Source organism: Bacillus sp. ISL-46, from assembly GCF_018613205.1.
Window position 1 is genome coordinate 14,706 of record NZ_JAGGQR010000062.1, and the last position, 23,084, is coordinate 37,789.

Annotated in this window: 23 protein-coding genes; 5 read left to right on the forward strand and 18 right to left on the reverse strand. The window is 37.4% G+C overall.

Translation table 11 applies throughout. From position 1 onward, the window contains the following. Positions 1-6 precede the first annotated feature (6 nt). The 4 genes from J7E67_RS25815 to J7E67_RS25830 form a co-directional block, all read right to left on the reverse strand. Positions 7-564: an SLOG family protein gene (locus tag J7E67_RS25815; RefSeq protein WP_214712116.1), complete on the reverse strand. Its 558-nt coding sequence runs from the start codon at positions 562-564 to the stop codon at positions 7-9. A gap of 130 nt (positions 565-694) precedes the next feature. Further along, on the reverse strand, positions 695-1,168 hold the full coding sequence (locus J7E67_RS25820) for a CotD family spore coat protein (RefSeq protein WP_214712114.1): 474 nt from the start codon (positions 1,166-1,168) through the stop codon (positions 695-697). A 447-nt stretch (positions 1,169-1,615) separates the two neighbouring features. Next, on the reverse strand, positions 1,616-2,872 hold the full coding sequence (locus tag J7E67_RS25825) for a ribonuclease H-like domain-containing protein (RefSeq protein ID WP_214712112.1): 1,257 nt from the start codon (positions 2,870-2,872) through the stop codon (positions 1,616-1,618). Between the two features lie 17 nt (positions 2,873-2,889). Further along, on the reverse strand, positions 2,890-5,166 hold the full coding sequence (locus J7E67_RS25830) for a DEAD/DEAH box helicase (RefSeq protein WP_168244882.1): 2,277 nt from the start codon (positions 5,164-5,166) through the stop codon (positions 2,890-2,892). Between the two features lie 211 nt (positions 5,167-5,377). Between J7E67_RS25830 and J7E67_RS25835 the strand changes: the two genes are divergently transcribed. Beyond that, positions 5,378-6,076, forward strand: a complete 699-nt coding sequence (locus J7E67_RS25835) for a Crp/Fnr family transcriptional regulator (RefSeq protein ID WP_168244883.1) — start codon at positions 5,378-5,380, stop codon at positions 6,074-6,076. Between the two features lie 44 nt (positions 6,077-6,120). Here the strand turns inward: J7E67_RS25835 and hcp are convergent, their stop codons facing one another. Then, positions 6,121-7,419, reverse strand: coding sequence for a hydroxylamine reductase (gene hcp / locus J7E67_RS25840; protein ID WP_214733090.1), 1,299 nt, complete (start codon positions 7,417-7,419; stop codon positions 6,121-6,123). A 191-nt stretch (positions 7,420-7,610) separates the two neighbouring features. On the opposite strand from hcp, the gene J7E67_RS25845 reads away from it, so the two are divergent. Beyond that, positions 7,611-8,093 (forward strand): Hsp20/alpha crystallin family protein, encoded by a 483-nt coding sequence (locus J7E67_RS25845; RefSeq protein ID WP_088088761.1) that lies wholly within the window; start codon positions 7,611-7,613, stop codon positions 8,091-8,093. A 208-nt stretch (positions 8,094-8,301) separates the two neighbouring features. Here the strand turns inward: J7E67_RS25845 and J7E67_RS25850 are convergent, their stop codons facing one another. Further along, positions 8,302-8,865 (reverse strand): YppG family protein, encoded by a 564-nt coding sequence (locus J7E67_RS25850; RefSeq protein ID WP_214712109.1) that lies wholly within the window; start codon positions 8,863-8,865, stop codon positions 8,302-8,304. A 191-nt stretch (positions 8,866-9,056) separates the two neighbouring features. Here J7E67_RS25850 and yppF point away from each other — a divergent pair, with 191 nt between their 5' ends. Beyond that, on the forward strand, positions 9,057-9,266 hold the full coding sequence (gene yppF / locus J7E67_RS25855; protein ID WP_098931669.1) for a YppF family protein: 210 nt from the start codon (positions 9,057-9,059) through the stop codon (positions 9,264-9,266). Between the two features lie 33 nt (positions 9,267-9,299). On the opposite strand, the gene J7E67_RS25860 is transcribed toward yppF, so the two are convergent. From J7E67_RS25860 to J7E67_RS25870, 3 genes are all read right to left on the reverse strand, one after another. After that, positions 9,300-9,656, reverse strand: coding sequence for a DUF1798 family protein (locus tag J7E67_RS25860; RefSeq protein ID WP_168244887.1), 357 nt, complete (start codon positions 9,654-9,656; stop codon positions 9,300-9,302). An 85-nt stretch (positions 9,657-9,741) separates the two neighbouring features. Further along, entirely contained in the window at positions 9,742-10,017 is a 276-nt protein-coding gene (locus J7E67_RS25865) for a hypothetical protein (protein WP_214712108.1), read from the reverse strand. Positions 10,018-10,368: 351 nt separating this feature from the next. Continuing rightward, positions 10,369-11,346, reverse strand: coding sequence for a DUF2515 domain-containing protein (locus tag J7E67_RS25870; protein WP_214712106.1), 978 nt, complete (start codon positions 11,344-11,346; stop codon positions 10,369-10,371). A gap of 196 nt (positions 11,347-11,542) precedes the next feature. Here J7E67_RS25870 and recU point away from each other — a divergent pair, with 196 nt between their 5' ends. Both recU and J7E67_RS25880 read left to right on the forward strand, forming a co-directional pair. Further along, positions 11,543-12,151: a Holliday junction resolvase RecU gene (gene recU / locus J7E67_RS25875; RefSeq protein ID WP_214712104.1), complete on the forward strand. Its 609-nt coding sequence runs from the start codon at positions 11,543-11,545 to the stop codon at positions 12,149-12,151. A gap of 29 nt (positions 12,152-12,180) precedes the next feature. Further along, a complete protein-coding gene (locus J7E67_RS25880; protein ID WP_214733091.1) occupies positions 12,181-14,853 on the forward strand; it encodes a transglycosylase domain-containing protein in 2,673 nt (890 codons plus the stop codon). A 24-nt stretch (positions 14,854-14,877) separates the two neighbouring features. Here J7E67_RS25880 and J7E67_RS25885 read toward each other — a convergent pair whose 3' ends face one another. The 9 genes from J7E67_RS25885 to panD form a co-directional block, all read right to left on the reverse strand. Then, positions 14,878-15,240 (reverse strand): YpoC family protein, encoded by a 363-nt coding sequence (locus tag J7E67_RS25885; protein WP_214712100.1) that lies wholly within the window; start codon positions 15,238-15,240, stop codon positions 14,878-14,880. After that, complete coding sequence (nth, locus tag J7E67_RS25890) at positions 15,233-15,895, reverse strand: endonuclease III (RefSeq protein ID WP_168244893.1); 663 nt, start codon at positions 15,893-15,895, stop codon at positions 15,233-15,235. The genes J7E67_RS25885 and nth overlap by 8 nt, the downstream gene beginning before the upstream one ends. Before the next feature lie 61 nt (positions 15,896-15,956). Next, complete coding sequence (locus J7E67_RS25895; RefSeq protein ID WP_214712099.1) at positions 15,957-16,658, reverse strand: DnaD domain-containing protein; 702 nt, start codon at positions 16,656-16,658, stop codon at positions 15,957-15,959. Between the two features lie 116 nt (positions 16,659-16,774). Further along, positions 16,775-17,971, reverse strand: a complete 1,197-nt coding sequence (locus tag J7E67_RS25900; RefSeq protein ID WP_214712129.1) for a pyridoxal phosphate-dependent aminotransferase — start codon at positions 17,969-17,971, stop codon at positions 16,775-16,777. 33 nt (positions 17,972-18,004) lie between these two features. Beyond that, on the reverse strand, positions 18,005-18,478 hold the full coding sequence (locus J7E67_RS25905; protein ID WP_214712098.1) for a cell wall elongation regulator TseB-like domain-containing protein: 474 nt from the start codon (positions 18,476-18,478) through the stop codon (positions 18,005-18,007). Between the two features lie 14 nt (positions 18,479-18,492). Continuing rightward, entirely contained in the window at positions 18,493-18,663 is a 171-nt protein-coding gene (locus tag J7E67_RS25910; protein ID WP_088088772.1) for a YpmA family protein, read from the reverse strand. Positions 18,664-18,780: 117 nt separating this feature from the next. Beyond that, entirely contained in the window at positions 18,781-19,635 is an 855-nt protein-coding gene (locus J7E67_RS25915; protein WP_214712097.1) for a ComEC/Rec2 family competence protein, read from the reverse strand. Positions 19,636-19,713: 78 nt separating this feature from the next. Continuing rightward, a complete protein-coding gene (gene dinG / locus J7E67_RS25920) occupies positions 19,714-22,515 on the reverse strand; it encodes an ATP-dependent DNA helicase DinG (protein WP_214733092.1) in 2,802 nt (933 codons plus the stop codon). Between the two features lie 166 nt (positions 22,516-22,681). Continuing rightward, a complete protein-coding gene (gene panD, locus J7E67_RS25925) occupies positions 22,682-23,065 on the reverse strand; it encodes an aspartate 1-decarboxylase (RefSeq protein WP_214712095.1) in 384 nt (127 codons plus the stop codon). Positions 23,066-23,084 lie beyond the last annotated feature (19 nt).

The following is a 23,084-nucleotide window of genomic DNA, read 5'->3' on the forward strand; positions in this document are numbered from 1 at the left end:
ATAAGGTTAAAAGTCAGCGAGTTTCATTTGTTCTTCCTCGACAATCATCTGCAAATCATAAAATGTAATCAGCTCAATCGGATATAGATGTTTTTTTTGGTACTCAAGAGCCATTTCATATAGATATTTTGGGCTCCCATCCCTTTCCTGATCGTAAAGGAGGAGGAGTCCCTCACTTTTTTCTACAAAAAATTGATTTTTCAGCCTAAATTGCCATGGCTTTTCATATCCCTTTTTTGTAACAGAATCAATGAAATCAGCTTGTGCAAGGACTGACTCATACCATTCCTGATTATTTTCCTTCCAAGACGCTTGCTGATCTAAAAAAGGCGTTATTACTGCTAGTTTTAGATCTGGAAATTCCAATTGTAGTTCAAATACAACCTCAGCAGCCCACAGTTCCACACCTAATTGTCCACTTATCAGCACCCACTCTAATCCTTCGTCTATCATTGGAATAAGTGATTTTTTAATAGCAGCCTTGAGAAATAATACCGATGGATGGTCATTTTTAAAAATTCCTAATTCATAGGGTTTATAACCTGAAATGGCCAGAACTTTCATAATGAATGTTCTCCTCACCAAGAATTTTTTTTAAAATGGACAAACATTTGAATGAAACAAGCATATCATATTAGTAAATAAAAATTAAAAAACAAGGGCTAAAAAGCCCCTGCAAAAGACATTACTTCAGTTAACGTCTAGGACCCATGAATGGTCCTGGTGCAAAGCCTGGGCCCCCTGGTCCAAAACCTGGGCCCCCTGGTCCAAAGCCTGGGCCTCCTGGTCCAAAGCCTGGGCCCCCTGGTCCAAAGCCTGGGCCTCCTGGTCCAAAGCCTGGGCCTCCTGGTCCAAAGCCTGGGCCTCCTGGTCCAAAGCCTGGACCACCCATTCCTGGCATAGCATTTGGTAAAGCATTTGCAGCAGGCATAGCTGCTGGCATTGCAGCAGGTGCACATGGGTTACAGCAGTTAATTTGCTGATTGCATACCTCTTCAGCGCAAGAAGCAGTTTGCGGACAGTAATGTTTATGTTGATACAAATGGTGATTTACCGTGGTTGTGTGGACAGGGTGAATATGGGGAACCACTGTCGTTGAAAACGTATGGTTCACAATTTGTTTAGTCGGATGAATGACTGGCGGCATAAAATTAGTTCCAAGATACATATAATAGTCTCCCTTCAATTATTTGTTTACATTACAGCCTATGTTGAAGGGATTACTCTTGTACTAATGAAAATACCTATTTTTTTGGTTTAATACGTTCATTGCTATGTTTTCAATATTTATATATGTTCAGATATGCCTAGTTTTGCTCAAAAAAGGGCTGCCCACCCTAGACATATGTTTCATCTATAAAAAAGAATAAAAGCTATCTTTTAAACTCGTAAAAATAACTGCAGTCAAACAAACGACAATAAAAAATAAGAATAAAATCGCTTTATACATGTTACCAGCTCCAAATTTTTTGTTAGTCGTTTTTTTCTCAATCTAATTTCAAATTTTACCTCTTTCAACTATGATAAACAATATGGAAATGCTGGTTTTTTAAATTAATTTTCACTGATTTTGTGGCAATTAGATGAACTTTACAAAAAACAATAGTCAGACAGGTTATTTTGCATTTTTTCGCTCTAACCGGCTTAAACGAAATTTAAGTTTTTCTAAGCTTTTTTGATCTGTAATTTTAGGTGGTTTTTCAAATTGTGATACGATCATAATCGCCTTTTGACAATAATCCAACGCAAGTTGATAATCTTTTAGCCTATGTTCATGGATCTTGGTTAGCTCCAGGCATGCATCTAACATCATTGGTTTATCACCCGAATCAACAACATCCGAAAACAATTTCCGTGCTCTTTCCCAGTCGCGTTCTTTTTTGTGTTGTATAGCTAAAGCATGCTTTGCTTGATAGGAAGTAAAATCACTTCCATTTGCAAGCTTGGTCAAAACTTTTTCTGCTTCATTTTGTTCTCCTAATGAAGCAAACCAGCGCCCTACCTCAAAGGACTCGGGTCTGGTTTGAGAAGTATCTGTTCCACATAGTTGAAAGGTTATATGTGTATACAAGGTAACAAGCGATAAAATATCAATTTCATTATGTTTTAGAATACCAAGCATTCCATCAGGCTGTTTACTATCAATAAACTCAAAGTAAATCATCGGGGCCAAAAAGCCAGGAATATCATCTACCCTTTCTACCCCAAGGACCTCTTTCTCCACAACAGCTAACTTTAAACGGTCTAATTTATGCTTCCATAGCCTTCTAGCCGCATGAAATAAATCGAAATGCCCAAACTGCGGCAGCTTTGGCACATGTTCTCTTACGAGCGTATGCCTTGTTTTTACCTGCGGCCAATCAAATGACTTCCCATTATAGGTAACCAGCGTTTTATAATTCACATTTTCTAGAAAGCTTTGATATAAAGGGACCTCTGCCCCCGGATTCGGTAAAATATGTTGTCTTAAGATAAGGGAATCACCAGAAATGCTCGCATAGCCGAGTAAAAAAATCGTGTTTCCGACCCCACCGCCAAGTCCAGTCGTTTCAGTATCAAAAAAGAATAATTCTTCCGATTGATGCCCTTCTGCTGATAAAGGATGATTTATGGGCTGTTTGTTCCATATATCTACTGCGGTTAGAAAATCACGAAAACAGTAATGACCATGCTGATATGAGAGTGGATATTTCACTTCTCTGATTAAACAGTAATTTTGATCCATAAAATACGGAAAAACGTTTTCCTGCTCCCATTGTTCCTTGAAAGGAACCTCAATGTTAACCGCTAAAGGAGGAATACTAATTTTTTCAGATTGAACGCCAACAGAAAGATGTGGTTTTAAACGATTTAATTTATTTTTTAACGACATCGCTAATCTTCCTTCTCCTATATTGAGGGTTTTAAAAAGGCTTCAATAATTTTTAAGGTATCATTTTTTGCTGTATCACTAACGGTGTCTGTACCAATACATGACGGGCAGCCGGATCCGCATTGACAGCGAGTAATCATTTTCTTTGTTTCCTCAAATACTTCCGACATACCTGTGTGTATTTTCTCGCTTAATCCTATCCCACCTGGGTAGCGATCATAAAAGAAAATGGTTGGCTTTTCGTTATGGTCTGCCTTTACTTGCGGAATGACATGAATATCCTGAGGGTCGGCCATTACGAATAAGGGAGCTATATGGTTTAGTGCATGCGCAGTCCCGACAAGTCCCTGTTCGAGTCGCTCATGGCCCATTTCTGATATCGGATGGTTTAAGGAAATCCAGGCCGCATTTGTATGAAGCTCCTCTTCCGGTAAATGAATCGGTCCAGACCCTATATTTTCATGGGTTTCGAATTTAATTTTCTTAAAAATTGTGGCCATCGCCCTTACACTAACATCCCCATAACCGAATTCAGCATCATCTATTGATTCAAGTTTGTCTACTTCCAGTACTTTTAATTGAACCGCTAAATTGGCATCAGTAAAATAGTCTACATCGACTTCCCTAACGAACGCCTTTTTCTCTTCCCAATCAAGCTTTTCTACCTGGAATTGAGTCCCTTGATGTAAATAAATTGCTTCATCATGGAGAAGTGTCATCGCTGAAAAACGATCCATTTCTCCAATTACTTTTACATTCGCAACATCTGACTGATCAACGATAATCACGTTCTCTTGTGATGCAGACCTTAAACTAATGTTATGTGCTGGAAAAGAATCATTCATCCAATACCATTTCCCGCCATTATGATAAAGGACACGTTCTTCTGTTAAATATTCTAGTAGTTCCTCTGTTTCTACACTTCCAAAATGCTCACCCGCTTTAAAAGGGAGTTCATAGGCAGCACATTTCATATGATCGATTAAAATAATTAAATTATCAGGATTAATCCTTGCTGTTTCAGGGCTTTTGTTAAAAAAGTAATCCGGATTCTGGATGATGTATTGATCTAGGGGACTGGAGCTTGCAACCATAATGACTAGGGCTTCTCCATGCCTTCTTCCCGCTCTTCCAGCCTGCTGCCATGCGCTGGATATCGTACCAGGGTAGCCTGTCATGATACACACTTGCAACTGCCCAATATCCACTCCTAGTTCAAGTGCATTCGTACTGACCACACCGTATATATCACCTGAACGAAGCCCTTTTTCAATCTTCCTTCGTTCGGTTGGGAGATACCCGCCCCGATAGCCCATTATGGATTTTGCTCCCAACTGATTCTTTACTAATTCCTGCAAATAGGTCAAAATGATTTCGACTCTAACTCTGCTTCTCGCAAAAACGATGGTTTGAATTTTATTTTTTAAAAGTTCACCCGCAATTTTCCGAACCTCAAGTGTGGCACTTCTTCTAATGTTTAATGGTTTGTTTACAATAGGTGGATTATAGAATAGAAAATGCTTTGTACCACTAGGGGCCCCATTATTATCAATCAGGTTCATCTTTTCTTCTGTTAGGGTTTCTGCGAGTTCAAGTGGATTAGCAATGGTTGCTGACGTGCAAATAAATACAGGGTTACTCCCATAATACTTACAAATACGCTTCAACCTTCTGATCACATTGGCCACATGACTGCCAAAAACACCTCGATAGGTATGAAGTTCATCGATGACAACAAATTTAAGGTTCTCAAACAAAGAAACCCATTTTGTATGATGTGGCAGTATGGCTGAGTGGAGCATATCTGGGTTAGTAATAACCACATGCCCTGCCTGTCTTACTCGTTGACGAATATTAGCTGGTGTATCCCCGTCGTACGTATAGCTGTTAATCTCTACGCCAGCCGCTTGAATAATTTCATTGATTTCACTCTTTTGATCCTGAGCAAGTGCTTTTGTAGGAAACATATAAAGAGCTCGTGTACTTGGATTTGCTAGAATCGATTGTAAAACTGGAAGGTTATAGCAAAGGGTTTTTCCTGAAGCTGTAGGGGTAACAGCAACAATACTTTTTCCCTCAATAATTTTTTCATAGGCTGATTTTTGATGTGTATAAAGTTGTTCAATTCCCTTGCTCTTTAGAGCAGACTTTAAAACCGGATGAAGGTCTCTTGGCATCGGGACTGTTTGGGCCGGCTTTTCCTCGATGGTGTGCCATGTAACGATATTTTCCTTAAATTGATCATTTATTTTTAAGTCTGACAAAATTTCTTGCAGGCTTTTTCTTAACTTCATGCTTCCTCACCTCATTACTTCTATTTTAACGAATGAACGTTCGCAACAAAAGAAAAAACGACTTTTTTATTTCTTATATGCCTAGTACTTTTTTCCAAGCGTAAGAATAACTTTAAATTCTACTTAACCAATAAATATCAATAACATTAAACTATTGCTAGAATTTTTGTTACAATAGATAGTAACGGAATCTATATTTGAAGGTGATTGGATGAAAATTGAAGAAATTAAAAGGGTGCTCGCTGATTTTACCCTTTTTCGTGAATTAAATGATTTTGAAATAACAAAAATCTCTGACATCGCTATAGCTAGGGAATGGAAAAAACATAGTCATGTGTTTCTCCAAGGTGACCCGCTTGAAAATGTCTATTTTATTTATGACGGAAAAATTAAAATTTATAAAAGTGACATTAATGGCAAAGAACAAATCGTCGCCATTGCTAAAAAAGGTGAGATGTTTCCCCATGTAGGTTTTTTCAGAAAAGGCGATTACCCAGCCTATGCAGAAGTACTTGAGTCCTCAACTCTTATTGCTGTTCCAATTTCAAAATTTGAAACTGTACTGATTGAAAACCCTGAACTATGTATTAAAGTTTTTAAAGTATTAGGAGAAAAAATCGTTGATTTGCAAAATCGTTTAGAAGAACAGATTCTCAATAACACATACGAACAAATTATTAAACTACTGATTCGGCTCGCCCAGAAGCATGGTAAAGAACAAGAAGATGGTACGATCCTTTTAAAGTCCGAATTCACGAATAAGGATCTTGCCAATATGATCGGCACGACAAGAGAAACCATAAGCAGGACGCTAACAAAAATGAAAAAAGATGAATTAATAGAAGTAGATGAAGAAGGCAACATGATCGTAGATGTTGAAATTCTAATGGAAGAAATTAATCTAATCTAAAACATTAAAAACCGCAGCAAATCTATGCTGCGGTTTTATTATATTTATTTAATTGAGAGCTGTAGCATGTCTTCCATGTCTTCTTTAGCTGTTCCAATCAATTTTAGATTAAAGGGGTCCTGAAGGACCTGTAATACCCTTTCAGAGATAAATTCAGGCGGCTTCGGGCCAATGCGGATATCCTGGATCCCTAAGCTAAATAAACCAAGCAAAATAGCAACTGCTTTTTGTTCAAACCAAGATAACACGATGCTGACCGGCAGTTCATTCACTTCACATCCAAATGCATCTGCAAGTGCTAAAGCAATCTTAACAGTTGATCCAGAGTTATTGCATTGACCTAAATCTATATACCGTGGAATATTGGTTCCCGGCACCACACCATAATCCACGTCATTAAAGCGGAATTTTCCACAAGAGGTTGTTAATATAACAGTCTCTGGCGGTAGTGAAGTGGCAAGTTCACGATAATAATTTCCGCCAGGTCCCGGTGCATCACAGCCTGCGATAACAAAGAAACGCTTGATTTTACCAGCTTTGACTGCATCAATTAATTCAGGTGTTAAGCCTAGAACCGTTTCATGATGGAACCCTGTTAACAATGTTTCTTCGGAATCAATTGCAGCTTCATGAAGCTCTAAAGCTCGGTTAATTAATGGTGTAAAATCATCATTAATAATTTTCTCTACATTTTCAAGACCTGCTACTTCATATGTATACATCCTGTCTGCATATGACCCTTTAATTGGCATTACACAGTTGGTCGTTGCTAGAATCGCTCCAGGGAAATTTTCAAAAAGTCGTCGCTGGTCGTACCAAGCTTTTCCGATATTCCCTTTTAGATGAGTATATTTCTTCAATGCTGGATAGCCGTGCGCCGGTAGCATTTCAGAGTGCGTATAGATATTGATACCCTTTCCCTCTGTTTGCTTTAATAGTTCCTCTAAAGCAAATAAGTTGTGACCTGTAACAATAATACATTTTCCTTCAATTTTGTTTTGGCTGACCCGGATTGGCTCAGGGATGCCTAAACGCTTTGTATGAGCTTCATCTAGCATTTCCATTACGCGGACTGCTGATTGGCCAACTTTCATCGCCATGTCGATATGTTCTTGAACATTAAAATTTGAATTCGTTAAAGTCAAATAAAGGGCTTCATGGGTGGTGGCATCGACAAAAGGATCTGTATATCCTAATTGATTAGCATGGGTTCGATAGGCCGCAATTCCTTTTAATGCAAAAATAATCGTGTCTTGTAAGCTAGCAATGGTTTCATCTTTACCACACACACCGATGACATTACAGCCGCCAGATGGAGTTTGTTCACATTGATAACAGAACATTTTAGTTCCTCACTTTCGATTTTATTTCTGCTTTACTATACTAATCGACCTAAATATTTAATGTGATATACATCATATTTAAAGCAACTGTAATAAATCGTTCATAAAATTATTGCCATACGATGACGGCACCTACCCAGTTTAGCCAGCATATAATAGCGAGTGAAATACTGGAAAGCGAGGGGAACTTAATGTCATCTAAGGTACCGAGTGATAAGAATGACCCTAAAAAGCCGAAAACAGAAGCTTTTGGTGAGTTAATGAAATCGATGAACGACTTTTTCAATGAAAAACCAATCAAAGGCTTTCTACAATCAATCGATGATTTTTTTAAAAGTCCATTTCCATCTGGATCGAGCTTTCATGTTGACACGATTGAAACAGGTGGAGAATACATCATCTCTGCAGAACTGCCAGGGATAAAAAGAGAGCAAATTCATTTAAACATTTCTGGAAATTATTTAACTATTTCTGTGGAAAATAACGAACTTGAAACCGAGGAAGACGAAATCAATCATTTATATCGACGTAAATACTTACGCCAAAAATCATCAAGAACGGTTTCACTTCCGCATACGATTAATGAAGAGAAAGTGAAAGCATCCTATCGTGATGGTTTATTAAAAATCCGCATTCCACAGGAAAAGGGGAAAATTATAGATATCGAAGACTAAATTCCATTTCCCTTCCATATGAAAAGACGGCTAGTAAAAAGGCCGTCTTTTTGCTGTTAAAACTTAGCTGTTGATTTCCACTCCAGGCGCTTGCGGTTCGCGGGCGGTCCGGGGAGCCTCCTCGGCGCTAAGCGCCTGTGGGTTCTCCCCTGCCCCGTCCTCCCGCAGGAGTCTTCGCGCCTTCCGCTCCAATCAACTGGGCTTTTTATTAAGCCTTAAATATTCCACCAAATCCCTTTACAAGTGATGATACTTGACTTACAGCATTCATCATTTGACCTGCTGTATTCACCATTTTATTTATATCCACTGATCCATCTTGGGACTTGAAGGAATTCATAAACGTTTGGACTCCTCCTGGCTGTTTTGGGGTTGCACTTTGCTTAGGATAAGGGTTCATCACTGGATAACCATTCATGGGCATATACTGTGGTTTTTGAACTATTTCTTCCTGTGGCTGTAAAGGGTTCTGGAATAGGAATTGCGAATCTTTTTGCGAAAATGGCTGGCTATTGTATGGCGTATTTTGAGGAACGTAGCCATGTTGATAGTTTTGCTCATATTGCTGGTACACTGGCGGGTAATAAGGAATTTGTTGATTGGGTTGTTGATAAGCGGTCCAATCATAGTTTTGGGGCTGAGCTTGGTAATGGAAGGGTTGATTACTATTAAAAATCTGCTGATTCCTGATCTGACCAACTGGACCTTGCTGCATCATTTGCCCCGAGTATTCATAATTGAGGTAATTAGCTGGCCTTTTTTTGCCAAACATGGGCAAACATCTCCTCCGTTTTTTTATCTACTACACATTATGAAGGAGAGAGAGGAAAGGTGATTCTTTTGAAAAAGAATAATAATGTCAAAATGACGAGAATTTTGTCTGAAGTTTAAATATTTTAAAAACTAGGAATCCTTTATTTTCATGATACGATAGAAAAAAGGATGAAGGAGGAGCTAATAGATATGGACATTCGCGAATTAAAAAGCAAATTTATTCAAAGTCGGGATTATACACCAGATGATGTTAATACATTAATGGATTTTGCTAAGAAAGCGTATATTCAAAACGATATTAACATTAAAGAATATCGTCTTCTTGTCCGTGAACTTGAAAAACAAGGCGCGGTAATACCTGAAACGGATAATGAAAACTCCCTCATCGAACATTCTTAATAATAATTAAAGAGATGCAGCTGCATCTCTTTTCTATTTTTTAACCTCTTTTAATATTTCCAAAAGGAAAAATTCAACCGTACGATTTGCATTTAAAAATCTCGTTTTGCTAGTTTCCGGGAAAAAGGATTGAATTGACAACTGGTCAATATGTTCAGATGTCGTGTCGATTTGCTTTAAATGAAGATGTTTATGGTCCGTTTCAGACAGCCATTTCTTCATGGCATGTTTCCATTGGTCATTTATTTCCTTAACTTCATTTGCAAATGGCTTAATCACTTCATGAAAATCATGCTTGAGCCCTGACTCCCTTCCCTCTAGATAGTACTTCATGAATAAACTATTATAAGCTAAAAGTTTTTCCGTTAATTGGATAATTTCTTCAGACATCTTTTTAATAAACCCTTTCTCTAAAAAATAAAAAGTAGCAAAGATCTTTATGCTACTTTAATCGTTACTATTATTTTATAGGCAATTAATAGCCCAATTCAAGTTGTAGGGCTCTAGACACATGATTTGGATTGGCACAGGCAATCTCTAAATTAGAAATGGAGTTAACTTTATCAATACTCCGTTCAAGTCCCATTAGTTTTTGTTTTGATACGATTAACTTAGCCTGCTCTTTCTTGTCTAAACTTTTGCGCAGGTCTGAGAAGGATGCTTCAAGCACCACTTCCAATTCTTCTAATTGATCGTATATTACTGACAGCATTGAAATCAACTTTTCCTTATCGGACAATGGCTTATTCATCTATTAAACCCTCCCAGCATTTTCTATTAAGTATAATTATTCTCTTTCTTTTTTCGGCTTCCTTCTACCCTGACAAAACTAGAAGCTATTCGTCAAAGGTAGTGGTAAAATGGCATTTTCCCCCATGTAATTCGACATCAATTAAATCCTGCATGAAAAAATAAAAAAGCGCACAAGCTATTGTTGGAGGTGTTTTTTAATGTCAAAAAATAATAAACAAAACAAAAAGCAGCAAACAGTTCAATCAGATGCAGCAACAAAAACAGGCTACGGTGATAAAAAGCTTGTGGGAGAAAATCGACCTGCCGAATAACAACCAACCAAAAAGCAAGGGACACTTCCCCTGCTTTTTTATTTCCATTTTTTTAGCTGCAAGGTCTTTTGGAGGGCCAACATTAATTGAAGTTGGTTTGATTTAGCAAAGTACCAATCAGTAAGGTGAATAGGGTGACGATGTCGTGCGGGAAGATACAACCAGAAGGGGGATACCCTGCGTTGCGAACTCCAATCCTCATATTTATGTTGATTATGCTTTATAACTGGGAAACTCACTCGCAAAATCGGGGTTTTCAGGCCAGTTTTTATTTTAAAATATTGTTCATAATCATTTCTTGAACCAGTATGCGGCGTTTTTTCAGCGAATTCATAAAAATAAGGAAATAGCCGTGGATGAAAAAGTATGCTGGCTAGTCTTTTACCCAAGTTGATTCTTTTTGAAAGTGATTTGAAACCATTTGCACTTGCCCCATATACTTCTCCCCCACAGGTTGGAAATAGTACACAACTGAAATGAAACCAATCTTGAAAAGAAAAAAGCTTCGAATGGAAAACCTTTTTCTTATATAGAGGGTGATCAATAACCGGTGTTTGAATGACATTTTGTTCATTTATGATTAAGGAAGTGGTTAGTCTGTTCTTATCATTTTCTTTCCAATATCGAAACCATTCTTTTTGGATAAACGTAGAAACATGAAAATAAGGGAGTAAATGAAACATTTTTCGATTTAATTTCGTCGAATATTGGTAGACCAATAACTGGGGATAGACATCATGGAAAATCAACCAATTTGCCCGCTCATAGGTAAGGAAAAGCTGCTTTCTCGTCATGTCCGTTAATAATTGAGGAAATATTGACCCTTGGAGGTCACACATATTCCACCCCCCATTCCTAGATACCATGCTTGCTAAGAAAGACCAAATGATATCTGGATGTTTTTTAAAAAAAGAAAAGTATGCTTCAGTCCTTGAGATATTATCGACATTTTTTTTATTGGTTTCCTCTTGAATTTGACGAATGATTGTTCGTTCCTGTATTGTAAGATGATTCATATTCATCTTCCCTTAAGTTTTTTTAATAGATTATTAGTACTATGATTGAGTTTAAATCCTTTTATGAGAAATGCATCATGTATAAATTTAGCAATCACAGTACAATTGTTATTAGAGTGTGTATGCAAATGTATTTTATACACCCCATTCTCGTCAAGATTTGATATGATAAGGAAGAGTTTGAGAGGTGTAAAACGTGAACTTTAACTATCCAAACGGAAAAAGGTACGTACCAAGAGAACAGAACACAGAAAATATCAATAAAAAAAAGACAAATGGCTCTTATAGTAACAGAGGAATGACACTTGAGGAAGACTTAAATGAGACAAATGAATATTACCGTGCCAGAAAAGTAGCTGTTATTCATAAAAAACCAACGCCGGTCCAAATTGTCCAGGTTGATTATCCAAACCGCAGTGCTGCTGTAATTAAAGAGGCATATTTCAAACTAGCCTCCACCACGGATTATAATGGTGTTTATAAAGGAAAGTATATTGATTTCGAAGCTAAAGAAACACAGAACCCTACCTCTTTTCCATTAAAGAATTTCCATCAACACCAGATACAGCATATGGAAGAAGTACTGGATCAAGGAGGTATTTGTTTTGTTATCCTTCGTTTTACAAGATATGAGCAGGTTTTTTTACTCGAAGCAAAACACTTGTTAACATTTTGGAAACGAATGAATAATGGCGGCAGAAAATCGATAACCAAAGAGGAAGTGGAACAACAAGGACATCAGATCCCACTTGGTTTTCAACCGCGAATTGACTATATTAAAATTATAGATAAGCTTCATAATTGAGAAAAGGCTTGAAAGGAAGGAATATTACCATGTCAGAACAGTACCAATCAAGAGAGGAGCGCCGAAAGAAACTCCAAACCAAAGGTAAACCAAAAACCAAGAAAAAATCGGGTGGATTAATAAAGAAAATTTTTCTAACCTTAGTGGCCCTTGGTATTATTGGAATACTTTCGGGAGTGGGGACTTTCGCCTACTTAGTAAAGGATGCTCCCGTACTTGACCCAAAATTATTAAAAGATCCAATCCCTTCGAAGATTTTAGATAAAGATGACAAGTTGATTACTGAAGTAGGTGCAGTTAATCGGGAATATGTAAATTATAAAGACATACCACAAGTAGTTGAAAATGCCATTTTGGCAACCGAGGATTACCGTTTCTACAAACACCATGGTATTGACCCGATTAGATTAGGCGGTGCTGTGTTAGCAAATATCCAACATGGATTTGGTTCTGAAGGTGCCAGCACCATCACACAACAAGTGGTTAAAAACTCATTTTTAACTCCTGAAAAAACCTTAAAGCGAAAAGTCGAAGAAGCCTGGCTCTCTTATCAGCTTGAACAGCAATATACTAAACACCAGATTTTCGAGATGTATGTAAATAAGGTTTATGTTTCTGAAAATAGCCATGGTATTGCAACTGCCGCAAAAATTTATTATGGAAAAGAATTAAAAGATTTAACATTATCAGAGGCTGCCCAAATTGCTGGGATGCCGCAAAGTCCTAATAATTATAACCCATTCGATCATCCTGATTTAGCTGAGGAGAGACGAAATATTGTCCTGACGTTAATGCACCAGCATGGTTTTATTTCTAAGCAAGAGATGGAAGATGCGAAAAAGGTTTCAGTTAAGTCGACCGTTCTAAATGAACAACAACGTAAAGTTAATGAAAAACCCTTTGATTCATTTGTGGATGCAGTTATTGATGAAGTGAAAGAAACATCTGATTTTGATATCTTTACAGATGGTTTAACAATCCATACGACTCTAGATCCAGATGCGCAATCATATGTAGAAGACATTCTTAATAAATCAGACATTATTGATTATCCAGATGATGAATTTCAAGCTGGGGTTGCTCTCCTTGATACAAAAACTGGAGAAATTCGGGCAATTGGAGGCGGAAGGAACCAAAAAGTAAAACGTGGGTTTAACTATGCCATCGATACACAACGTCAACCAGGTTCAACAATCAAGCCTGTGCTTGATTATGGTCCCGCGATTGAATATTTAAATTGGGGAACCTTTGAAATGATTGAGGATAAACCAATAACCTATTCATCCGGGAAAAAGTTTGGGAACTGGGACCAAAGCTATAAAGGACCGATGACAATTAGAACCGCACTGCAATTATCACGAAACTCACCAGCCGTTCAGGCTCTACAGCAAGTTGGTCTTGATAAAGCGAAAGACTTTGCAGTTGGTTTAGGTATTCCTTTAAAAGAAATTTTTGAATCCTACGCAATTGGCGGTTTTAAAACGGGGGTTTCCCCACTTGAAATGGCTGGTGCCTATAGCGCCTTTGGCAATAATGGCATTTATACAAAACCACATGCTATTAGAAAAATCAAGTTGCGTGATGGAACCTTTATTAGCACAGAACCTGAACCAAAAGTGGTGATGAAAGATTCGACCGCTTTTATGATTACCGATATGTTAAAAAGTGTCCTCGTATCTCCTGGGACAGGAACAAGGGCGAAAGTTCCCGGACTTCCAATCGCCGGCAAGACCGGTACAACGAATTATACAGATGAGGAAATACAAAAATGGGGTATTCCGAGCAGCAGGTCCGTTCCTGATGCCTGGTTTACTGGATATACAACTAATTACACTGCGTCTATTTGGACAGGATACAAAAACCGAAGTACACCTATCAACGCGGTCGGAAATAATCAACGTTTAGCCCAATTAATTTTTAAAAACTTAATGGAACATGTATCAAAGGATATCGATACACCTGACTTTACTATGCCAAACAGCGTTCAAGAAGTAAGTATTGAAAGAGGTTCGATGCCGCCGGTATTGGCAAGTAAATATACCCCTGGAAGTCAAGTTATTACTGAGTATGCTGTGAAAGGTCATGCACCTAAACGTGTCTCCCAAAGGTATGACAAACTGAATGCTCCGAAAAAACTAAATGCCAAATATGATGAAGTAAATAAAAATATTACCTTAACATGGGATTACAATAATTCCAAAGAGGCAAATGTTACTTTCTCCGTAACGGTAAATAGCGGGACCGGTCAAAAGCAATATAATCAAGCAGAAACAGCTTTAAGCATACCTGCAGTACCTGGTACTAAATATTCTTTCACGATTGTGGCAATCAGTGGTGATCGAACTAGTAATCCAGCAACTGCTGCAATTGACATACCACTACCTATTCAAGAAGAAAACCCAGGTAATACTAATCCAGGTAATGGTACTAATCCAGGTAATGGTACTAATCCAGGTAATGGAAATGGAAATGGGAATGGTAATGGCAACGGTACTGGTACTGGTACTGGTACTGGTACTGGTACTGGTACTGGTACTGGTACTGGTACTGGTACTGGTACTGGTACTAGCGATGGTAACGGTACTGGTAATGGCACAGGTACTGACAACCAAGATGACGGCGTTACTACTCCACCAGATACCCCAGTCGACAATGGGACAGTTAATGGAGCAAATTCAGGTACAACTACAACATTACCCTAACTAAAATGAATAGTAAAAAAGCGTCTAACCTTTAGGTTTAGACGCTTTTTTTAGTATACTTCTTTTCGAATACAGCTTTTCTTGCTCAACCATTAACTCTGATAACTGGCGATATGAATGATATAGATTTGGTCTAGACATGATAAAACCTAACCGTTCTTCCACATTGACAGGTTTAAACTCAAATTGTTTAGAGTTAAAAGGTTCATCCAGAGTTGCAGGCAATTCATTTGACCAAGACATGAACTGAATAAACATTAAAATTCCCTTTTCCATCAGCACTTTTGCGTTTTCATAGTCTCGTTCACGAAATAATGCTTCGAGTTGGACCTTACTATTTTCCCATTCCTTCAGTAGGCTGGAAATGTTCTCAACCTTTTTATCCATTGATAGATACCTGACCTTTCATCCGCTTTTTACCCTCCCTGCATAGCCCTACTAGTGGGCAGCTTGGACATTGTGGATTTTGGGCTTTACAATGATAGCGGCCGAAAAATATCAAGCGATGATGTGTAACTGACCATTCGTCTTTTGGAATCTTCCTCATTAATGTTTTTTCCACTTCGAGTACAGAATCCTTCCAACGGCAAATCCCTAGACGCTTACTCACTCTTTCAACGTGAGTATCTACTGCTATAGCAGGTACATTAAAAGCAACGGACACAACTACATTTGCTGTTTTCCTGCCCACACCAGGCAGCTTTGTTAACTCATCACGATCCATTGGGATTTCACCTTTATACTCTTCTAATACCATTCGGGAAAGGCTTTGAATGTTTTTAGCTTTATTTCGGTAAAGGCCAATCGAACGTATGTCGTTTTGTAATTCTTCTAGTGAAACCTCAAGATAATCCTCAGGTGTTTTGTATTTTTCAAATAACGATTTAGTCACTTTATTTACGAGCACATCGGTACATTGTGCCGATAAGGCCACAGCAATGACTAGTTCGAATGGATTTGAATGATTTAATTCACAGTGTGCCTCTGGAAACATCGCACCCATTTGATCAAGGCAATAACGGATTTGGGTATTATTCAACATATCTATCACCTACTACTATTAAAATGAATAAAACGAGAGATAACTCCCTCGTTAATCAAGACTATTGTTCTAACCAATTGTAAAAGGGCACAGTTGGTTGATGTGTTTCACCCTTCACAGTTCCTTTAGGTGTTTGCTTTTGACGAAATTTAAGTCCATGGGTTTTCGCTTGCTCTATCGTTTTTATCCCATTTTTCTTCCACTCAAAAAGAATTCTATCAATATACCGGAAGTTTAATTTTCCAGACATTACCGCTTCCCGTAAAGCTGCTTTGATAATGATTGGGTCGTGATGATCATCATCCATCCACATGGCTAGGGATTCACATTCAAATGGAGATAACGGTCGGCCAAATTCCTTCTCAAAACAAGTATAAAGATCGGTTTCGTCTGCTTTCTTATCTGATTCCTTATTACTTTTAATATTTGTCAAGAAATGTTCAACAAGTCTTTCCCATAAAGGGATGACAGAATACTTTTCATATCGGATACCTTCATTCGTATATTCATCGGTAATTTCGATAAAACCTCTTTGAATCAACCTTCTAAGCATTTCATTACATTCCGAAATGGAAATCGTCATTCGTGCCGATAACTCATCTGGTGTAGGGAATTCATGCCCCTTTTCTAAAAAGGTTAGTATATTTAATAAAAGAACAAGTTCATATTCATTTAAATTTAGATTACGGTATTCAGAAAATAATAATGTTGGAACGGTGATATTACCTTCTTGAATCCATGCTAAAAAGTTTGTTTTCATCATTAGGACACCTCCAGTTAAGTATACCACGAACAAATTATCCGAGTAAGAGTTTTAGGCATCCATCTTTGGTAACTAAAAGCAAAAAGCCTGCAGACCTTAGCAGACTTTTTACGTTTTTAATTATTGACAATGCTTGATTTGGATGTAACAAATTGGTGGATTCTCACCACTGCTTTTTCCAATAATTCTAAAGAAGTTGCATAGGAGAGTCGAATATTGTCAGGAGTTCCAAAGCCTGAACCTGGGATAACAGCGACTTTAGCATCGACCAGCAAGGCTTCAACAAAAGCATCAACATTTTGATATCCTGTCAATTCAGCAGCTTTCCTTACATTTGGATAAAGGTAAAATGCTCCTTGCGGTTTCACACATGTTACACCGGGAATCGCTACTAGTTTATCAAAAATAATTGATAATCTTTTTTCAAATGCCTGGCGCATATCTTCTACTGGCTGTTGAGAGCCATTGTAAGCAGCGATTGCTGCATACTGGGCTGTTGTTGTCGGATTAGATGTACTATGACTTGCGAGGTTTGTCATCGCATCAATAATTACTTTATTTCCAGCCGCGTACCCGATTCTCCAACCTGTCATCGAATGTGATTTAGAAACGCCATTAATTACAATGGTTTGGTCTTTATGTTCAGGAGAAAGTTGTGCGATCGAAACATGTTTATTTTCCCCATAAACTAGCTTTTCATAAATTTCATCTGAAACAATGAGAATATTTTCCTCAAGACAAACTTTGCCTAACTCATAAAGTTCTTCTGCTGTATACAACACACCCGTTGGATTGCTAGGTGAATTTATTATAACAGCTTTCGTATTTTTCGTAATGGCGCTCTTTAATTGCTCTGGGGTTACTTTAAATTGATTTTGCTCTAATCCTTCGATATACACAGGAACGCCGCCTGCTAATTTGACTTGCTCTGGATAGCTGACCCAATATGGAGTAGGGATTATAACCTCATCACCATCATTTAATAGGACTTGAAATAATGTATAAAGAACGTGTTTAGCTCCATTTCCTACAATGATTTCATTCAGTTTATATGTTAACCCTTGGTCCGCTTCAAATTTCTTAATAATTGCTTTTTTTAATGCAGGTAAGCCTGCTGATGGGGTATACTTCGTATGCCCTTCATTCATGGATTGTGACGCAGCATCTAAAATATATTGTGGAGTATTAAAGTCAGGTTCACCTGCTCCCAAACCGATAACGTCTTCACCTTGTTCCTTTAATTCCTTTGCTTTTGCAGTAATTGCTAATGTTGTTGAAGGTGTAAGTGCCTTCACTCGATTTGCTAATTCCACTACCATAAATATTTCCTCCATTCTCCATTACATCTATAGGTTTTCGATTTTCTTTAGCCATTCACCTGTGTCAAAGTGAACATAGTAATAATTTATTAAATTATTATTAGAACGATAATATATTTCCCACAAAGGGATATTTTTTTCCATGCCAAGTCTCACTGAAATAACCTTTTTAGGACTTTTTTCTTGTAAAAGTTTCTGAATGGCTTCTTCTTTCGATAAACCATCCTTTGCTTTTTCCACGTAAACTTTTTTACTTTTTTCAGGAATCCAAACAATAATTTTTTCACCTTTATTACTTTTTCCCTCAATGACATTTACAGTTTCTATGCCATTATATATATGAAAATCCTCAACTTCTTTTATAGATATTTCCTTGTTGGCTAGTGCAACCGCTTTTTTCTCTGCAGATTTAACAGGTTCCACAGATGTGAAATACACTTTTATTAATAAACCAAAAATCACTACTATAAATATTACTATAAATATAATCCACTTTTTCATAAGCACTCACTTCTTTATGTACGATAAATGGTAAAAATCGCTGTATTTTTATCTTCTTGATCAAGTGCCAATCCAAACATAAGATCTTTTTGCTTCAAGGTTCGATTAAGAGCATCAACAATTTTATACAAATCCGGACTGTGCTGGATTTTTACTGTTGATAACACTTCAATTTTACTTTCCATCCGTTTTCCTCCAATATTTGCCTATTTCTCTACAATAATTGATAAATCTCAACCATTATTATAACAGGTGGAAGCAAAAAGTGGGTCTGTGATTATATGAATTTTTCTAATTTTTTCTTAGTTATCCTCTTCGACAGGGATCGTTATAACTTCATAGTTTGAATCGGTGAATTTTATCGTGACGGTACCATGTTTTTTGGTAGTATAGATTTCTGACCAAGTTTCATGGAGATCGACAAGAATATCTGGGTCATGCTCCTCTTCTTCTGGTGCAAATAGAATCGAAATTTGCGGATTTAAATACTGGATTAATTTTTCAGATAAAGAGTCCTCCATTGCACAATTAGGAATCTTAAAAACATTAATATTTTCCAAATTCTTCTTCATCAAGGTTTCCTCCGCATGTGGTGTAAACGAAGTCATCAGGAAAATGCGGTGATTAAAAAAATCCAGTGTCAAATCCATGCCCTCATTGGGTTCATTTCCAACAAATTGGACCACTGCAGTCAACTCCGGAAGAATGGTTTTTTTTGTGCCCTCACCCCAGGTGACGACTGCAGGTTTATTTAGTAAGCTTAGTTTGTTTGTTATTTGGGCAGATAACTCCGGTGTTGTGATAATTTCTTTTATACTATACTTCGTTATTAGCCTATTGATTTGTTTTTCTGAAAGCTCTAGTTCGTTCTTTGTAAGAATTAGCTTCGAAATTTTCTTCACATCATAAAGATAAAGCCATCCTTCCAATTCTGCATCCGTCTCTTTCCCGCCGGCATTTACCAAGATATTTTCACCATTTGAGCCTTGAATAAGGGTTGAATCACCTTCAGACAGGCCTAAAAAAGTAACAGCAACTTCATGATCCTTAATATTTAAGTCAATGTTTTCAATATTATTTAAAGTAGTCGTCTTTGATGCCTCAACCATGAGTGTCGTTTGAATGAATATGGACAGTAATAATAGTAAGGTTCTCATGACACACCTCCCATAATATAGGATGTGTTTTTTACCAAATATTATCCAGTATATTAAACAATTGGTCTGACTGATTTATTATAACCAAGAGTCAATAATTTCAGCTAAATCATCCATCTTACCCTTTTTTATGGGAACATTGGGAATTGATTTCAAAAAGGCCTTACCATACTTGGTCGTTACAATTCTTTTATCAAAAACCACAATAATTCCACGGTCATTTTCCGTACGAATTAACCGACCAAATCCTTGTTTAAATCTAAGGACCGCTTCTGGTAGAGAGTATTCAGAAAAAGCATTTCCCCCGCGTTTTTCGATTAACTGACATTTTGCCTCTGTTAAAGGTTCATCAGGGGGGCTAAATGGTAGCCTAACAATTACAAGGCACGATAAGTCCTCACCAGGTATATCTACCCCTTCCCAGAAACTGCTTGTCCCTAGCAATAATGCCTTATCATATCTCTGGAAATTTCTAGTTAGCCTAGTTCGGCTGCCACTGGTTATCCCTTGGGCAATCATTGCATAGTCATGCAAAAAACCACTTTCTTTAATTAGTTCATAGGTTTTCTTTAGCATGTCATAGGCGGTAAATAGAATCAGCATTCTTCCTTTTGTTGCCTCTGCAATTGTGATGATATGCTCAGTAATTGAAATGACATAATCTTCTAACGATACCGTGTTTATTTCTGGTAGGTCTTCTGGTATTAAGAGTTGAACCTGTTGATTATATTCAAATGGCGAAGGAATGTTCAACTGTATCGTTGAAACGGGATCAAGTCCAATTTCCTTCATGATATAGTCAAATGATTTATTCACAGTCAAAGTAGCAGAAGTGATTACTACCGCTTTTTTAAGTTGAAAAAATTGTGCTTTTAGTTGGTCGGCCACAGATGCTGGCTGAGCTATAAAGGTTGTAACATTTTGCGGTGAACGAATATCTATTTCAATCCATTTTACATCATTCGTTTTTTTAATAAAGGAATGAATAACCGTGTCTCTTAATTCCGATAGATCATTTAGAAAGGTTTGGATTTCTTCCATTTTATTTTCTTGGGAACGTGTTAACGAATTACTTTCCCTTTTGATCCATTCGAGTCGTTCAATAATGACTGAATGAAGATCCTTAAGTAAAAAGGCAAACCTTTCTGCACTGTGTACAAGTGCCTTTTTTTCTTTTACCTCGTCTTGAAGAGAAAAGCGCACCTTGGCACGGTTAATTCCTCTTTTATTTGTAAGCTTGGCTTTTGCAAAAATAGCAATCAATTGAAAAAATTCGTCTGTTTCAAAAGCAAGGTCAACATTTATTTGATTTAACTTAGTTGCAGGTGCCATCATCTCAGGTTTCCTTGGTACAGAAGCAATTAGCTTCTCCAATTCATAAAAGAGCTGTTTTTGTTCTAAAACACCAAATTGACCCAATAAGAGCCGGGTGGATAAGTAATCTAATGTATGACCAAAAAACTGACTTGCTACTTTTTCAAAATGATGTCCTTCATCAATGATAGCGAAAGAAAAATCGGGCAAAATTGTGCCTTCTCCTTTAATATCACTTAATAGCAAAGAGTGATTGGTAATAATTATATCGGCAGTTTGCGCATTTCTTTTGGCCTTCAAATAAAAATCTCTTTCTTGCCAAGCTTGGTTCTGCATAAACATAGCGGGTTCGTTCTTAATTTTATTCCAGAATATTTGCCCGCCGCTTGATAGGTTTAACTCATCCCGATCACCTGTTTCAGTTTCAATCAGCCAAACAAGAATTTGCATTTTGGTTAACCCTGTATCGTAATTATCATTATCATCTACAAGTGTCTGATTAAACTTTTCTAAACTAATATAATGATTCCTCCCCTTTAGGAGAACAGAGTTAAGCTTAAAGGGCAAAATTTTATCTAAGATCGGGATTTCATTTTTTAGAATTTGTTCTTGTAAATGAATGGTATGCGTGCTTACAACAATAGGAAGCTCCTTTTGCTTTGAAAAGTAGGCAATCGGCAGCAGGTACCCAAGTGATTTTCCGACACCGGTTCCAGCTTCAATCAATGTATGATTTTCATTTTGAAAGGATTGATACACAGTATCCATCATGGTAAATTGGCCTGTCCTCTTCTCAAAGGCTGCAAAGGCTTGTTTTACCAACTCGGTTTTTTCATCCTCACTTGCAGGATATTGATATTCTTTACCTTCATCCATCGTTCCTGACTGCTCAGGAAGCCTTTTTAAGGCTATCCCCTTAAAAATCTCGAACGACTCCGAAAATTGTTCAATCGTGTCATCTTTGTTTACGAGTATTTCATCAAGAAACTGCTGTAGATCACTTTTGAGACCGCCAGAAAGATGTGCAAGCTGTTTTAGCGTTACTCTAGGTAAGGATGTCAAACGATCTAAAAGAATTAAGAAAAGCTCAGCAGTTACCTGGGCATCACTATCAGCTTGGTGGGGGCGATCATGATTAAGATTTTCTTTCTCTGCTAAATCAGATAACTTATAACCATCAGCTGTCGGATAAAGTATTCTTGCCATTTCCACCGTATCAAGAACAGGGCCAAAGAACCCTTCTTGACCCGATTGGATTAATTCTTCCTGAAGAAAAGACAAGTCAAATAACACATTATGTGCAACAAAATAAGCCCCATCCAGTAAAGTCATGACCTTTTCTGCTATTTCCGAAAATAGGGGAGCATCCTTCACCATGTCATCATTTAAGCCGGTCAATTCTTCAATAAATATTGGAATGGATTTTTTCGGATTTATTAATGACGAAAATTTTTCTGTGATTTTTCCATTTTCAATGACCACAGCAGCAAATTGGATGATTTTGTCACCCTTTTTTGGAATGTTTCCCGTTGTTTCCAAATCAATTACGACGAATTTATTTATCATTTCATTAACACCCCAAACCTTCGTTCATTAAAACGGTATCACATTATCTTCAAAAGAAAAAGTAAACACTACTAGGATGCTTCCCATTCTACCATTATCTTTACGATCTTTTTTATATTTATTATATAAAACAGTCGTAAAAAAAAAAAATCCCCGAAATTGGGGATTACATGATGGTTAGGGCTGGTTCTGCATTGATCAGTTCTTTAATCCGATTGTCTTCATCCATGATCGCTACTTTAGGTTTATGTGTTGCTACCTTTTCTTCAGCAATAAGGGCGTAGGAAATGATAATAACGATATCACCTTTTTGAACCAAGCGGGCAGCTGCACCATTTAAACAAATGACACCACTACCTCTCTCGCCAGGAATAATATAGGTCTCTAGACGCGCACCATTGTTATTGTTAACAATTTGCACCTTTTCATTTGCAATCATTCCAACTGCATCTAATAAGTCTTCATCAATCGTGATACTGCCTACATAATTTAGATTAGCCTCTGTAACAGTTGCTCGATGGATTTTTCCGTTCATCATGTTGCGAAACATTATATTCCTCCCCCGTTCT

Excerpts from the sequence above, each read along its gene's own strand:
- J7E67_RS25815 (WP_214712116.1), bottom strand. The coding sequence starts at position 564 with ATGAAAGTTCTGGCCATTTCAGGTTATAAACCCTATGAATTAGGAATT.
- J7E67_RS25820 (WP_214712114.1), bottom strand. The coding sequence starts at position 1,168 with ATGTATCTTGGAACTAATTTTATGCCGCCAGTCATTCATCCGACTAAA.
- J7E67_RS25825 (WP_214712112.1), bottom strand. The coding sequence starts at position 2,872 with ATGTCGTTAAAAAATAAATTAAATCGTTTAAAACCACATCTTTCTGTT.
- J7E67_RS25830 (WP_168244882.1), bottom strand. The coding sequence starts at position 5,166 with ATGAAGTTAAGAAAAAGCCTGCAAGAAATTTTGTCAGACTTAAAAATA.
- J7E67_RS25835 (WP_168244883.1), top strand. The coding sequence starts at position 5,378 with ATGAAAATTGAAGAAATTAAAAGGGTGCTCGCTGATTTTACCCTTTTT.
- hcp (WP_214733090.1), bottom strand. The coding sequence starts at position 7,419 with ATGTTCTGTTATCAATGTGAACAAACTCCATCTGGCGGCTGTAATGTC.
- J7E67_RS25845 (WP_088088761.1), top strand. The coding sequence starts at position 7,611 with ATGTCATCTAAGGTACCGAGTGATAAGAATGACCCTAAAAAGCCGAAA.
- J7E67_RS25850 (WP_214712109.1), bottom strand. The coding sequence starts at position 8,865 with ATGTTTGGCAAAAAAAGGCCAGCTAATTACCTCAATTATGAATACTCG.
- yppF (WP_098931669.1), top strand. The coding sequence starts at position 9,057 with ATGGACATTCGCGAATTAAAAAGCAAATTTATTCAAAGTCGGGATTAT.
- J7E67_RS25860 (WP_168244887.1), bottom strand. The coding sequence starts at position 9,656 with ATGTCTGAAGAAATTATCCAATTAACGGAAAAACTTTTAGCTTATAAT.
- J7E67_RS25865 (WP_214712108.1), bottom strand. The coding sequence starts at position 10,017 with ATGAATAAGCCATTGTCCGATAAGGAAAAGTTGATTTCAATGCTGTCA.
- J7E67_RS25870 (WP_214712106.1), bottom strand. The coding sequence starts at position 11,346 with ATGAATCATCTTACAATACAGGAACGAACAATCATTCGTCAAATTCAA.
- J7E67_RS25880 (WP_214733091.1), top strand. The coding sequence starts at position 12,181 with ATGTCAGAACAGTACCAATCAAGAGAGGAGCGCCGAAAGAAACTCCAA.
- J7E67_RS25885 (WP_214712100.1), bottom strand. The coding sequence starts at position 15,240 with ATGGATAAAAAGGTTGAGAACATTTCCAGCCTACTGAAGGAATGGGAA.
- nth (WP_168244893.1), bottom strand. The coding sequence starts at position 15,895 with ATGTTGAATAATACCCAAATCCGTTATTGCCTTGATCAAATGGGTGCG.
- J7E67_RS25895 (WP_214712099.1), bottom strand. The coding sequence starts at position 16,658 with ATGATGAAAACAAACTTTTTAGCATGGATTCAAGAAGGTAATATCACC.
- J7E67_RS25905 (WP_214712098.1), bottom strand. The coding sequence starts at position 18,478 with ATGAAAAAGTGGATTATATTTATAGTAATATTTATAGTAGTGATTTTT.
- J7E67_RS25910 (WP_088088772.1), bottom strand. The coding sequence starts at position 18,663 with ATGGAAAGTAAAATTGAAGTGTTATCAACAGTAAAAATCCAGCACAGT.
- J7E67_RS25915 (WP_214712097.1), bottom strand. The coding sequence starts at position 19,635 with ATGAGAACCTTACTATTATTACTGTCCATATTCATTCAAACGACACTC.
- dinG (WP_214733092.1), bottom strand. The coding sequence starts at position 22,515 with ATGATAAATAAATTCGTCGTAATTGATTTGGAAACAACGGGAAACATT.
- panD (WP_214712095.1), bottom strand. The coding sequence starts at position 23,065 with ATGTTTCGCAACATGATGAACGGAAAAATCCATCGAGCAACTGTTACA.